We start from the raw sequence: 12,625 nt of genomic DNA on the forward strand, positions 1-12,625 counted from the left end.
CTCCAAATATTGTTAACATAATATTCATATAAATTACTCTTTGTGGGTAAGTAGGAAGGGTAAGGCCCTAACAGCACAGGAGTTAAAACAAGCTTCAGACTTATCCACATTGAGGGAAAGTTGCCTTAGATTAAAGGAAAGGTGAAGAAAGCTGGAGAGTAAAAGAGTTTGAGGACGGGAATGTTGGAAGAGTTTAAGGGCGGGAGTGCTGGAGCGTTGGAGCGTTGGAGTGTGAGAGGGTCTTCTGGAAGGAGGTATGGGGAAGTGAGGGTCGGAAAGTTGGAGGATGAAAGGGTATCGCGGAAGGATGCGAAAGGGTTGGCGGGAAGGAAGTAAAGAAAGAGGAAGAGCAAGAGAGAATGGAGATTTGGGAAAGGAAGAAAGTAATCATGAGAATGAAGAAAAAGGAAAGACTGTAAACTGAGAAGGAATAATAAGCATGGAATGAAGTATTGAGGGATGAAGTAAATGGATAAATAAAATAGATAACCGCAGATCCATAATAACTGCATACAAGATCACACCCCTTCAGGGCTGGATTATTACCGCGGTTTTTAACCCCGGGCTATTGATAAAGCCCTTTCAGGGCTCGACTTTTTAAATAACTGTTCTTACCCCAGGCTGCGCCCGGGACTGATGTAAACCGCCCCTGCAGGACTTAAGGCTATTTGAGGTTGGTGTTTATTATAGGTGTTCCTAATTAGTATAAAAGATAGATGCATTCATATTAAAGAAAAAGGGAAAAGACAGATTGTTATAGACTGCCTGTCATAAAAGACGACCACCATAGCCCGGATCGTAGCGGCTACCCCACAGTACGCAAAGGCAAAGCTGGAGGATCAGCCGCTGGAAAGCCAGGCGCGAGGAGTAAAAGCAAAGAGCCGGATTCAGCTCCTATAAAAATTGAAAGTTGGAGGGGTGTGGAGTTATGGAGTTGAAAGTGTTTATAAAATATGGATGGAAGTTTTTAGTATTAAAAAAAGGAAATATTAGAATGAGAAATCACGGAGAGTAGTATTTTTAATCATATTAATAAAATATTCTTATACCTATATATAGTATGTAAATTCATCGTGGAAATCTACTTAGTAATTATAGGATGCATTAGAATTCGTATTTTGTTATCTTTGTCGTTCCAAATAAAAAATTATGAGTATCCACATCAGTGCCCAAAAGGGAGAGATCGCGAAAGTTGTTTTGCAACCCGGAGATCCGTTACGTGCCAAATATATTGCTGAGAATTTTCTGGAAAATGCAAAGCTGGTAAGTCAGACAAGAGGTATCTTCTATTACACCGGTCTTTATAAAGGTAAAGAAATTACCGTGGGAGCCAGTGGAATGGGATTCCCGAGCATCGGTATTTATTCTTTTGAACTGTTTACGGAATATGAAGTGGATACGATTATCCGAATCGGGACCTGCGGCGCCTATACAACAGATCTTAAAGTATTCGACATTCTTAATGTTGAAAATGCAGCCAGCGAGAGCACTTATGCAAAATATGCATGGGGAATTGAAGAGGATATTCTTTCTCATCAGGGGAATATTTTCAGCATTATTAATGAAGCTGCGGAAGAAATGTCACTTACTACAAAGGCGACCAATATTCACAGCAGTGATATTTTTTACAGAAAGGATCCTGCTGTTCCTGCGATTGCTACACAATACCACTGCCCTGCGGTAGAAATGGAAGCTTTCGGATTGTTTGCCAATGCTAAACATTTGGGGAAAAATGCAGCAACGATTCTTACGGTTTCGGATATTATTCCGACCCATGAGAATATTTCTGCCGACCAAAGAGAAAAAGCTTTGAAACCAATGATTGAGCTAGCTTTGGAATCAGCCATCAAGAGCCTTTAATTATATTTTGTAAGTTTTATACTTCTAAACTTTCATAAAGAGAGTGTTTTACCTGGGTAAAGCACTCTTTTTTAATGTGAATAAAATTGCCTTAAACCTGTTTCATAAAGATTTTAACCCTATTTTTAAAATTATTCTACTGATCATCAATATTTTAAAATGTCTCTAAGTGAAAGCGTATGATGTCCTCATAAAAAATAATAAATTTGTGGCCTGAAATAAATCAAAACATCTTGAAAAAGTTTTCAGTTCTAATAGCCAATTACAACAATGGCAGGTTTTTCAGAGCCTGCTATGATTCTATCATTTCTCAGACTTTTACCCATTGGGAAGTAATTATTGTGGATGACCGGTCAACTGACGATTCGGTAGTCATTATCAAAGATATTATCCAGGGGGATTCCCGGTTCAAATTGTATGAAAATGAGAGTAATCAGGGCTGCGGTTTTACAAAAAGTAAATGTGTAGAATATGCTGAAGGCGACCTTTGCGGTTTCCTTGATCCCGATGATGCCCTATCCCCTATTGCCTTGGAAAAATCTGCCGCTGCCTACGAAAATACGCCAGCGATCGTTGCCACTCACTCCCACATGATGATGTGCGATGAACACCTGACCCCTGTCAAAACATTTTCACAGATCAAGAAAATCTACAACAATACCTATTTTTTCAACTGTCCCATTCAGATTTCTCACTTCTTTACTTTTAGAAAGGAGACATATTGCAAAACCAATGGAATCGATCCTGCTCTTAAAAGTGCCGTCGACCAGGACCTGTATCTTAAAATTCTTGAACATGGTGATCCTGCGTTTGTTAAAGAAAATCTTTACTTTTACAGACTTCATGCCAAAGGTATTTCCCAATTTAAATCGAAGGAAAGCGCCAGAGCCCAATTTGCCAGGGTTATTTATGAAGCCATGAAAAGAAGAGGTTTAAGCAAGATCAACAATAAAAAAATCCCGGAAAAGTATACGAATGCCAACGAGATATTCGAGCTTCTCCATTATCAGACCCGTTTTTTTTATCGGTTGAAATCGAGGATTAAGTTATTCTGAAATAAAATCGATTCCGAAAAAATCCAAGGCAACTTCCGTGGTTTCGTCAGCAACTTCGGAAATACTTATCTTTTTCAAGTTTGCAATGGTCTGGGCAACGTAGGGCAAAAATGCGGGTTCATTTCTACGGTTCTGCATCCGCGGCATATTTTTCGGAACCATAAAGGGCGCATCGGTTTCGATCATCATCCGGTCTAGCGGAACATAACGAATCACTTCTTCCAAATGTTTAAATCTATTCTGATCGCTGATGGCTCCGGTAAATCCTAAATAAAACCCTTTATCCAGATACGCTTTCGCTTCCTGTAAAGTTCCGGTAAAACAGTGCACAACCGCTTTCGGAAGCCGGGAGACATATTCATCCGTAATTTCGTTAAATCTTTTGAAAGCGGACCGCTCATGAAGAAACAATGGTTTATTGACTTCAATAGCCAGTTCCAGCTGAGCGCTGTAGCATTTTTCTTGAACAGGCCTTGGTGAAAAATCCCGGTCGAAATCCAGTCCGCATTCACCGACGGAAACCACATGGCTCTGCTTCAATAGTTTTTTTAGTTCGTTAATACTTTCGCTGTTGAAAGTTTTTGCATCGTGCGGATGAATTCCGGCCGTCGAAAAAAGCACCTCCTCATAATTTTCTGCTATTTTAGCTGCTTCCCTACTCCCTTTTACACTGGTTCCGGTGAGGATCATCCATTGAACGCCGCTGCCAAGAGCAGAGTTGATGATTTCATCGTGTTCGTTATTAAATTGTTTATTGGTTAAATTAACGCCAATATCGATATAAGTGTTCATTTTTATTAAATTTTTCTTTTGTTCCGGTACAAAGATTTATGATTTGGAATCTCTGTAACCGTTATTTTTTATTTTAAAATTTCTTCAATTATCCTTTTCAATTGCGGAAGCGCTACAGAACTGCTTTCCTGAATGGAGCATAAGGTTTTGCTTCCTCTTAAAATATAATCGAAATGTGTGTCATTATCCGGGTTGATTAATACGATCCATTTTGCGCGGATCTTTACGGTCTCAACAATATTTATAGGCAAAGCGGTAGATCCCGAAGTTCCGACCACGAATAAAATATCCGTATTGTCTGCAATATGGTAAGCCGTATCGAAATGATAATATTTTTCGTTGTAGCTCTCGTCAAACCATAAGGTATGAGGGCGGAGCCAGTTTCCGCACTTTTTGCATTTCAGATCGTCGATATCGTCCGGTGTTAAATCTTCCGTATATTCTTTAGCCTGAATATTCTCAGGAAAATCAAAAGGTTCGCTGCATCCTTTGGAACAGCGAACTTTCTGTTTGCTTCCATGAATTTCGTAAACTTTCCGTGTTCCGGATCTCTGATGAAGTCCATCTACATTTTGGGTGATTAATTTAAACCGTTCTCCCAAAAGCTTTTCTATTTCCGTGATCGCAAAATGTCCGGCATTAGGTTTCGCTTCTTCAATCATATTTTTCCAGAACAGGTTGTATTGCCAGACTTCTTCCTGATTCTGACTAAAATATCTGTACGTTCCGAATTCCTCCGGACGATGATATTTGGTTCCTTTGATCAAGATGCCATCAATAGACCGATAAGTCGGCAATCCGCTTTCCGCAGAAATTCCGGCGCCGGTAAGAAAGGTGAGGTATCCTTTTTTTTCTTTGAGGATCGTCTGTAAAATTTCTTTAAGTTCCTTCATCATTTTAATTTTTTTAAAAAGGGAAACAGGCAGGATTTGAACCCGCAATTTCTCTGTGTTTGAGGTATTTTTCCATTTAAATTACTGCTTCCGTTTTGGGAGTACAGCAGGACTCGAACCTGCAACCTCTGATCAGTGAAGTCAATGTTCTTCCATATTAGAACTATGTACCCCTTGTGAAACGGGCAGGGCTCGAACCTGCAACTTCTGACTTGGAAGGTCAGAGCTCTTCCGTTGAGCTACCGTTTCGGTTTAGGGAGGCAAGTAGGATTCGAACCTGCAACTCATCTTAGCAAGATGTATTTTCCCATTTTAATACTATTGCCGCCATTTTAGGAACACAGCAGGACTCGAACCTGCATTTCCAGCGCTGAAAGCTGGCGTCTTTCCTTTAGACCATGCGTTCTCAGAAACGGGCGGGACTTGAACCTGCAACCCCTGACTTGGAAGGCCAATGCTCTTCCATTGAGCTACCGTTTCGGTTTGGGGAGATCAGCGGGATTCGAACCCGCATCCATTCTTAGCAGGAATAAATTTTTCCGGTTAAACTATAATCTCCGTTTGGGAAAGCGTACAGGACCCGAACCTGCAACCCCCTGCATGTAATGCAGGTGCTCTTCCAGCTGAGCTAACGCTCCCCCTATTTTACCAGCTGTTAATTTTATAATTTTTCAGCAAAACCCCACTGTAATAATTTCCGTTGATTCCTTCCACAATCGGATGCAGAATTCTTGCGGCACCGTCCACCGAATCCACTGGCGGAACATACCCCTGCTCGAACTGCTTCTTCCGTAAACTTTCCTTCGCTCCTGTGGAAATCCAGCCGACGTCCACCGCCGTCATATAAATCTGATCTTTTTCAAATTCTTTAGCCGACGTCAGCGTCATCATATTGAGCGCTGCCTTCGTCATATTCGTATGCGGATGGAATACCGTTTTGTTGGTATAACTGAAAATACCTTCTGAAGACGTTACATTTACAATGAATTTCTCTTTAAAAGAGGAAGCCTTCATTAAAGGTTTAAGTTCCTTAATCAGAAAATACGGAGCGATATGATTAATTAAATTTACTTCCACCAATTCATACATCGAAACTTCTTCGAGAGTCGAATTCCAGCTGGTCTTATCCCGATGATCGACAGGCTGTCCGAAACGCGTCAAAGCAAGATTTGCTTCTTCATTCTGCGCATATTCCAGTTTCCTGATCTCCGTGGAGATTTCTGTTGTATTGGGGATTAATTTCTGATTATTTTTAAGTTCAACCAACATTTCGTTTTCACGTTTTAGGATCGGCAGGTAATATTCATCAGGATATTTAATGGTCTGGGCAGCATTATTAATCAGAATATCAAGCGTATCGAATTTGATTTATAAAAATCGATAAATTCCTGAATAGCTTTTAAATTTCTCAGATCAAGACCATACAGCCAAAGCCTGTCTTTCCATTCTTCATAATCGGTTTCTTTCTGTAAAGTTTCCAGCGCCAACGCAGGAAAACGGGTCGTCAAAACCAGATTTGCTCCATTTCTCAACAGCTTTAATGCCGTTGCAAGACCAACCTTTACCCGTCCGCCGGTCAGGATTACATTTCTTCCTGATAAATCGGCAGAGACAAAACGTTTTTCATAATTTTCTTCTGCACATTTCGGACACAGCCTGGTGTAAAAAGAGTGGGCATACTGATAGCTTTGGTTACAGCAGTAGCAGTTTTTAGGAATCTGCAGACGGGTAAGCTGCGTTTTCTCTTTTTCATCGTCATAAAAAGAAGAAACCCCGACCAATGCTTTCTGCATCAGTACCGATTCCGCACCGATCTGCAGGTCATGCGACCTCATCCGGGAATAACTTTCCTGCCGGTTCTGCTTTTTCGCATTCTTATGGATTTTCGTAATCAATCCTGAAAAAGTGTTATTATCAGGGTTAATAAAAGGATCATCCTTTAAGGCATTCAGTACCTTGAGGCAGGATTCCCATTCGTTCTGCGTAAAATATTGATGAAAAGATTCCATTGTTTTTATATTACGCCGACAAAATTATCCGGGTAATACGCAATGTTTTTACGCAGAAAAAATATTTTTAATCCGGAAATTCTATATTGAAACCAATACCTCTAACGGCGTCGAAACGGATGCGCTTATCGTGCTGAAAGTATTTCCTAGCCGGATCATAAATACGTCGAGGCTTCTTCCGAGGAAATAATAGTTCTCACCCAAGAGTGTTCCAGGACCTCTTTCCGGTCGATGCTTTGCCCTTTCGCCGTTAAAAATAAAACAGGAATATCCGACCATTGGATAACTCGAAGCCATCCATTACAGGAAGCATGACGTCCAGAAAAAATGTTAATTTATCTTCAGGACAAGTTTCTGTTAGTGATAATCTGATAATATGTCAAAATTGCAACCGCACATCTATAAGATTTTGATTTTTTACTATGAGATTTTAATTATAAGAATATTTACACCTAATCAAATAAGCTCAGTTATACAGCTATTATCTTTTTTAGATAAATATCTACACAGCTGTAGATATATATCTATTACATTTAACAAAATGATTTTCAACATATTGTTAAATTTGCATCATTAAATATATTTTGTTATCAAAATAACCCTTGATTTACAAATGATAAAAAAAGGATTTAGAATATTAGTATTGACACTATATATTGTAAAGATTATTCCAGACAGATTTAGTATTGTACATATTATAAGAATTCATATTATTTAATTAACTGTAATTATCAAAATGAATTATAAAAAAAGCGTTATTGCCATAATTATTGAGTGTTACTTTCATTTCTAAAGCCCAGGTAGGAATAGATAAAATACTCTTTTATACAGATTTGATATCTCAGGATCGTGGTAAAAATTTTTAACTGAAAACTGTCCGTATTTAATCTTTGAAAACTCGCAATATACCTGGGTTTTAAGAATATGTTTAAAATTAAAAATATCATAGATGAAAATTATTACTTTAAAACTTTTGTTTGTTACTTCCTCATTCTTTGCACAAAGTCAGCAAATAGGAATTAATACAACCAATCCCGATCCGAGTGCCATTCTGCACATAGAAAATTTTAGCGGGATACCTGCAACTGCTACAGCAACTATTTCAGGGGGAGCTGTAAATTCAGTTACGATTACCAATCCGGGAAAAGGTTATACTTCACCTCCTACGATTAATTTTTTTGGTGGCGGAGCAGTTTTGAATGGTGGATCAAAAGCTCAGGCAACAGCCACAATCAGTAACGGATCTATTACCGGAGTTACAATAACCAACGGAGGAAGCGGATATACCGGTAATCCTACAGTCACTATTTCCGGAGGAAATAAAGGTATGCTTTTACCCAACCTTAATATCAGTAATTTGACGAGTACGGCCAGTCCGGTATCTTCTCCTGCTGATGGTCTGCTAGCATATAACGGAGCTTCTAATACAAATTCAAAAGCATTGTATTTTTTTAATTCTACTTTAAATAAATGGCAAAATACCTTAAACGCTGAAGATACCCCCAAAATAGCGTATGCGGATCTGTCCGGAAATTTATCAGTATTGGATAATGCCGTTTCGGGTGTAGCCAGTTTACTGTTGGTTAATCCCCTATCTATATCAGGAGTGTCCAACATCAACGGCTTTAAGATTGTACAAAGCACGATCTCCGGTCAAAACTATTATTCACTTATACTACCCCAGGGAAATTATCTGGTAGAAGTAAATCTTAATCTAAGCGCTCCACAGGAAAACCCGCCGGGACAGGGAGGAACGACTCCATTAGGATCAAGCGCTTATTATTTAATGGGATATTTTATAGACTTTTTCAATGATACGTATGATAATTCAACGGGTACTTTTACGCATGCTGTTAATGCATCAAGAAAAGAAATTCCTTTAATATCCAAAGTAAATACCAATCATTTAGCAACCTGGTCTTATTACTATTCGGTACCGCCTAATGCAAACTCCAATACAATCGGGGGCTTGAGACTTTATCTGGGACGGATGATGGGAGGTACTTTTTATGATCTGGTAAATGTGATCTCCAATGAATCCTATATAAAAATATCCAAACTTTAAAAATGAACATAATGAAAAAGAACTATATACTTTTAGTGTTTTTAATTACATATAATCTCCTTTTTTCCCAAGTAGCCATTGGTAAGACAACAGTTGATCCGTCGGCAGTTCTAGAAGTTTCTAATCTGGGAAACAGAGGAGTATTGCTGCCTCGCATTGATATTGTGGATATATTAAATAACTCCTTACCCGTTGCATCTCCCGCAGAAGGTCTTTTAGTGTACAATAAAGGCAATTCAATCAGCCCGGGGTTATACTTATGGCAAAATAATAAGTGGAACCAGATAGCCGATACCTATAATCTGGTAAGTTACCTTATACTCCACCGAACAACAAATTACAGTATATTAGCGGGTACACCCAATGGCACCTTTAAAAACTTTGATGATGCTGCATTTACAGTGCTTAAAAATGATATTGGCGCTTCCTACGATAACAGTACAGGATATATAACGCTTCCGGGTAATAGCGGATACCTGGTGAATGTATGCTTTAATATTGCAACCACCCAAGAAAGTACTACTGCAGGGATCGCCAATGGCCCGTTACAGCTTCATCAATATATCATGAAACTGATTGATCCAAGTACGGGAACTCAATATGGAAAATCAATAAGTATCAATGCTACTTCAATTGCTAATACAAGAGTTCATACGCTCAATCTTAGTTTTTCTTTTGTCACTACGTCGTCCACAACTATTAAACTTATGCCTTCACTAGCGCATGCTAACGGCGGAACATACCAGTCAGGCAGTGGCGGTAATTCTCCCAACAATGGCGAAATTATCATTACCAATGCTAAAATAGATATTCAAAGATCAGCTCTAAATCAATAATTGACGCCATGAAAAATATAATATTTCTTACAATCCTATTGTTATTCAACGCAAAAGCTATATCTCAGGTAGGAATAAATACTACAACTCCCAGTTCCAGCAGTGTGCTGGACATTAGTTCAGCAACCAAAGGTGTACTGTTTCCCCAATATGACCTTACTGTTCTAAACAGTACCACTGTACCGGTATCAAACCCTGTTGACGGTTTAATGATCTATAACAAAGGAGGAGCATCTACATTTCCGAAAGGATATTACATCTGGTTAAAAAACAGTTGGCAAAGAACGGTAATTACAGGTTCTGAGCCTCAACTTATGACACTTAATATTATAAAGTCATCAGCGAGTAATGTCATATTAATTCCTATTAATAGTTCTAATAACGTAGTGCCTAACCTTGTAGTGACCACTAATAAAATTGATGGAGCCTCACTAGGTACTGATAAGTCAACCATCACTTTACCCGCCGGAACCTATATAATAAAATATTCTGTTGACTGTGTGAGAGGTGATGGTGATAATACTGCGAATACAAAATATTTTGATAAAAATTTCACCTGTACAAGATCATATTTAATTAATGCTTCGAGTAATGCTCCTTTAACTGAGCAAAATAGAATGTGTGAACTGAGTGATTTCTTTACATTTTTTCAAGGTACATTCTATCTCACTTTAACAGCCCCTACCGCAATAAAACAGAAGTTTGAATTTGATAATAGCAATGGACTAACGAATAGTTCATTGGATATCAGATCGTCATTTACTTTAGTTATCACGAGAATGACACAATAATAAAAAATTGTTTTCTATTTTTTATAGGCTAAAATCTATCAGATAATTTTAAATGATAAATTGCCCAAATTGATTATTTAAAAGAATTGATTTAAAGGATCGCTAGGTAAAAAATTAATTCAATTTACTCACCGGTACCAATATAAAGCTGCATTTATAATGTCTAAATGCAGCTTTATTATTCTTTAAATTAAAAATTTACAAGACCAGCATTGTTTTCAAGATTTTAAATTACCCACCTTTTTTCGAAATTCACCTATTGAGTAACATCATCTTACGCAGAAAAATATTTTCAATCCGGAAATTCTATATTAAAGCCGATGCCTCTAACGGCGTCGAAACGGATGCGCTTATCATGCTGAAAGTATTTCCTGAGCCGGGTCATAAATACATCGAGGCTTCTTCCCAGGAAATAATCGTTCTCGCCCCAGAGTGTTTCCAGGATTTCTTTCCGGTTGATGATCTGATGATTGTTTTTTGAAAGCAACAACAAAAGCTCCGATTCTTTTTCCGTGAGTTGTATGGTTTCATTTCTAAACATAATCCGAAACTGTGAAGGGATAAAAGAATAATCACCGATACCGATGATCGTCTGCACGGTCTGCTGCCGTTTCAGGATATTTCTGATCCGGAGAATAAGCTCCTCAGGTTCGCAGGGTTTTGTAACATAGTCGTCCGCTCCTAACTTCAATCCTAAAATTCGGTCGATGCTCTGCCCTTTCGCCGTTAAAAACAAAAAAGGAATTTCTGAAGATTTACGGATTTCTTTGGATAGCTCGAAGCCGTCCATTACAGGAAGCATGACGTCCAGAATAGCCAGCTGAAAACCGCTGATGATCTTTTTATCTTTTAATATTTCTTCAGGATTGGGAATCCAGCGTACCGTGAAATCTGAAAATTCCAGGTATTGCTTCAGGACCATTCCCAGGTCCGGATCATCCTCAACCAATAAAATTTTAGGCTTCATCAGGTATGATAATTTTAAATGAAACTCCTTTTTTCTTTGATGCAATCGCAATATGGCCTTTGTATTTGTCGACGATTCTTCTGATTAAAAAAAGCCCGATACCTAGGCCATTGGTATGGTTATTTTCTTCCCGGCTGATCCGGTAATATTTTTCAAAAATATTTTTATGCTCTTCTTCCGGGATTCCGATTCCATTGTCTGAGACCTCAATTTCCATGGTTTTGTTCATCATCACGAAAACATCAATTTCATTAGCCCCATATTTGACGGAATTATCGATAAGATTATCCATGATCTGCCTGAAATCATATGCATACAGGTGTTTATTTTCAGAAAAGTCAAGTTCTGTATTAAAGACGATGCCCATGTATTGTTTTTTAACCTCAGCAAAATAGTCGTTGAGATCCTTCTTGGTAATCAAAATATCATCGGCATCATACGCATGGATGGAAGACACAATATTTTCCAGGCGCCTGATCTGACGTTCCAGTAAAGCTTTGGACTCCGGATCGGAAGAGCGGGCAATGGAAAACTTCAGGGTAGTAATCGGCGTATTGAGCTCATGCGCTATCGAATCGATGGTGGTGTGCAGCTGGATGATTTTCTTTTCCTGACGGTTTAGGTTGCGGATGCTGTTCCGGAACAGGATAATGATCAGGATAACAATAAGCAGACTGATAACGACCAGCGGAATAATTTTCTTTAAAATCAGGAATTGGAGGTTAAGCACCTGAAAAGTAGACCTCGATTTTACGAGATAGGAATTCTTCTCATCCAGTTTTAGTTGGGGATCCTTATTGGTCTGGCGGCTCGTCCATTTTCCTTCATACACCACCATCGGCCTCTTTAATTCTTCCAGGGTCTGGTACAGAATAATAGAATGTTTTTCCGGTAACAGTTCTTTTTTCTGAACTTCATCGAAAACGGAATAGATCTCATTTTTCATAGCAATCCTGAAGCCTGAGCTATCGACACTTTTCTTAAGCAGCTCTTGCAGCTTTCTGCTGTAAAATGCCTGCGAATGATAGAGCTTTTCCGGATGGGTAATCTCTTCTTTCTGGATAACAATTTCTTTCTTTAATTTTTGAAAGTCTTCCACCAACCTGTCTTCACTTACTTCCGTCTGAGAATCTTCCATTTTTTCCTGTATTTTTTCAGCAATGGCTTTGGCTTTCCGGTTCAGCTCTTTTTCTTCCAGGCGGTATGAATTGTAAATGTAATAGCCCTGCAGAACGATCAGTACCAGAAGGCTGAAAGAGAAAATGATGATGGTTATGTTTCTATTCCGGTTCATTTTTTAGCAGGTTGTTATTTAGCTTGTAAATTTTTTATTTAAAATCCTGAGACATTACCGGAG

General features: G+C 38.6%; 12 protein-coding genes, 5 tRNA genes and 1 pseudogene. 6 read left to right on the top strand and 12 right to left on the bottom strand.

The features are described 5' to 3' along the window. Positions 1–286: 286 nt before the first annotated feature. The 3 genes from QE422_RS18380 (at position 287) to QE422_RS18390 (ending at position 2,915) form a co-directional block, all read left to right on the top strand. Positions 287–424 carry a hypothetical protein gene (locus tag QE422_RS18380; protein WP_307461569.1) on the top strand — a complete coding sequence of 46 codons (138 nt, stop codon included), beginning with the start codon at positions 287–289 and terminating at the stop codon, positions 422–424. Positions 425–1,149: 725 nt separating this feature from the next. After that, positions 1,150–1,860: a purine-nucleoside phosphorylase gene (gene deoD / locus QE422_RS18385; RefSeq protein ID WP_307461570.1), complete on the top strand. Its 711-nt coding sequence runs from the start codon at positions 1,150–1,152 to the stop codon at positions 1,858–1,860. Positions 1,861–2,093: 233 nt separating this feature from the next. After that, on the top strand, positions 2,094–2,915 hold the full coding sequence (locus tag QE422_RS18390) for a glycosyltransferase family 2 protein (protein WP_307461572.1): 822 nt from the start codon (positions 2,094–2,096) through the stop codon (positions 2,913–2,915). Here QE422_RS18390 and QE422_RS18395 read toward each other — a convergent pair. The 10 genes and pseudogenes from QE422_RS18395 to QE422_RS20030 form a co-directional block, all read right to left on the bottom strand. Then, complete coding sequence (locus QE422_RS18395) at positions 2,907–3,707, bottom strand: TatD family hydrolase (protein WP_307461575.1); 801 nt, start codon at positions 3,705–3,707, stop codon at positions 2,907–2,909. The genes QE422_RS18390 and QE422_RS18395 overlap by 9 nt on opposite strands. 68 nt (positions 3,708–3,775) lie before the next feature. Continuing rightward, on the bottom strand, positions 3,776–4,603 hold the full coding sequence (locus QE422_RS18400) for a Sir2 family NAD-dependent protein deacetylase (RefSeq protein WP_307461577.1): 828 nt from the start codon (positions 4,601–4,603) through the stop codon (positions 3,776–3,778). Positions 4,604–4,621: 18 nt separating this feature from the next. Further along, positions 4,622–4,691 (bottom strand) — tRNA-Val (locus QE422_RS18405). 86 nt (positions 4,692–4,777) lie between these two features. Beyond that, positions 4,778–4,849 (bottom strand) — tRNA-Gly (locus tag QE422_RS18410). A 159-nt stretch (positions 4,850–5,008) separates the two neighbouring features. Continuing rightward, positions 5,009–5,080 (bottom strand) — tRNA-Gly (locus QE422_RS18415). Between the two features lie 4 nt (positions 5,081–5,084). Beyond that, a tRNA-Ser gene (locus QE422_RS18420) sits at positions 5,085–5,158 on the bottom strand. A gap of 4 nt (positions 5,159–5,162) precedes the next feature. Next, positions 5,163–5,238 (bottom strand) — tRNA-Val (locus tag QE422_RS18425). Between the two features lie 7 nt (positions 5,239–5,245). After that, the gene (locus tag QE422_RS18430) at positions 5,246–5,869 is read right to left on the bottom strand and encodes an SDR family oxidoreductase (protein WP_307461579.1); all 624 of its coding nucleotides are present in this window, start codon (positions 5,867–5,869) and stop codon (positions 5,246–5,248) included. 71 nt (positions 5,870–5,940) lie between these two features. Further along, positions 5,941–6,609 carry a hypothetical protein gene (locus tag QE422_RS18435; protein WP_307461581.1) on the bottom strand — a complete coding sequence of 223 codons (669 nt, stop codon included), beginning with the start codon at positions 6,607–6,609 and terminating at the stop codon, positions 5,941–5,943. 224 nt (positions 6,610–6,833) lie between these two features. Beyond that, positions 6,834–6,931 (bottom strand): annotated as a pseudogene (locus QE422_RS20030) (DNA-binding response regulator); the annotation flags it as partial. A 627-nt stretch (positions 6,932–7,558) separates the two neighbouring features. Here QE422_RS20030 and QE422_RS18445 point away from each other — a divergent pair. The 3 genes from QE422_RS18445 to QE422_RS18455 are packed head-to-tail and all read left to right on the top strand — an operon-like array spanning position 7,559 to position 10,301. Next, positions 7,559–8,674 carry a hypothetical protein gene (locus QE422_RS18445; protein WP_307461585.1) on the top strand — a complete coding sequence of 372 codons (1,116 nt, stop codon included), beginning with the start codon at positions 7,559–7,561 and terminating at the stop codon, positions 8,672–8,674. Positions 8,675–8,685: 11 nt separating this feature from the next. Next, complete coding sequence (locus QE422_RS18450; protein ID WP_307461587.1) at positions 8,686–9,510, top strand: hypothetical protein; 825 nt, start codon at positions 8,686–8,688, stop codon at positions 9,508–9,510. 8 nt (positions 9,511–9,518) lie between these two features. After that, on the top strand, positions 9,519–10,301 hold the full coding sequence (locus QE422_RS18455) for a hypothetical protein (RefSeq protein ID WP_307461589.1): 783 nt from the start codon (positions 9,519–9,521) through the stop codon (positions 10,299–10,301). A 292-nt stretch (positions 10,302–10,593) separates the two neighbouring features. On the opposite strand, the gene QE422_RS18460 is transcribed toward QE422_RS18455, so the two are convergent. Together QE422_RS18460 and QE422_RS18465 are read right to left on the bottom strand one after the other, a co-directional pair. After that, positions 10,594–11,268: a response regulator transcription factor gene (locus QE422_RS18460; RefSeq protein WP_307461591.1), complete on the bottom strand. Its 675-nt coding sequence runs from the start codon at positions 11,266–11,268 to the stop codon at positions 10,594–10,596. Beyond that, complete coding sequence (locus QE422_RS18465; protein WP_307461593.1) at positions 11,258–12,562, bottom strand: HAMP domain-containing sensor histidine kinase; 1,305 nt, start codon at positions 12,560–12,562, stop codon at positions 11,258–11,260. The genes QE422_RS18460 and QE422_RS18465 overlap by 11 nt, the downstream gene beginning before the upstream one ends. Positions 12,563–12,625: the final 63 nt, after the last annotated feature.

Source organism: Chryseobacterium sp. SORGH_AS_0447 (assembly GCF_030818695.1).
In the GTDB taxonomy this organism is placed as follows: domain Bacteria; phylum Bacteroidota; class Bacteroidia; order Flavobacteriales; family Weeksellaceae; genus Chryseobacterium.

Excerpts from the sequence above, each read along its gene's own strand:
- QE422_RS18380 (WP_307461569.1), top strand. The coding sequence starts at position 287 with ATGAAAGGGTATCGCGGAAGGATGCGAAAGGGTTGGCGGGAAGGAAGT.
- deoD (WP_307461570.1), top strand. The coding sequence starts at position 1,150 with ATGAGTATCCACATCAGTGCCCAAAAGGGAGAGATCGCGAAAGTTGTT.
- QE422_RS18395 (WP_307461575.1), bottom strand. The coding sequence starts at position 3,707 with ATGAACACTTATATCGATATTGGCGTTAATTTAACCAATAAACAATTT.
- QE422_RS18400 (WP_307461577.1), bottom strand. The coding sequence starts at position 4,603 with ATGATGAAGGAACTTAAAGAAATTTTACAGACGATCCTCAAAGAAAAA.
- QE422_RS18430 (WP_307461579.1), bottom strand. The coding sequence starts at position 5,869 with ATGTTGGTTGAACTTAAAAATAATCAGAAATTAATCCCCAATACAACA.
- QE422_RS18435 (WP_307461581.1), bottom strand. The coding sequence starts at position 6,609 with ATGGAATCTTTTCATCAATATTTTACGCAGAACGAATGGGAATCCTGC.
- QE422_RS18445 (WP_307461585.1), top strand. The coding sequence starts at position 7,559 with ATGAAAATTATTACTTTAAAACTTTTGTTTGTTACTTCCTCATTCTTT.
- QE422_RS18450 (WP_307461587.1), top strand. The coding sequence starts at position 8,686 with ATGAAAAAGAACTATATACTTTTAGTGTTTTTAATTACATATAATCTC.
- QE422_RS18455 (WP_307461589.1), top strand. The coding sequence starts at position 9,519 with ATGAAAAATATAATATTTCTTACAATCCTATTGTTATTCAACGCAAAA.
- QE422_RS18460 (WP_307461591.1), bottom strand. The coding sequence starts at position 11,268 with ATGAAGCCTAAAATTTTATTGGTTGAGGATGATCCGGACCTGGGAATG.
- QE422_RS18465 (WP_307461593.1), bottom strand. The coding sequence starts at position 12,562 with ATGAACCGGAATAGAAACATAACCATCATCATTTTCTCTTTCAGCCTT.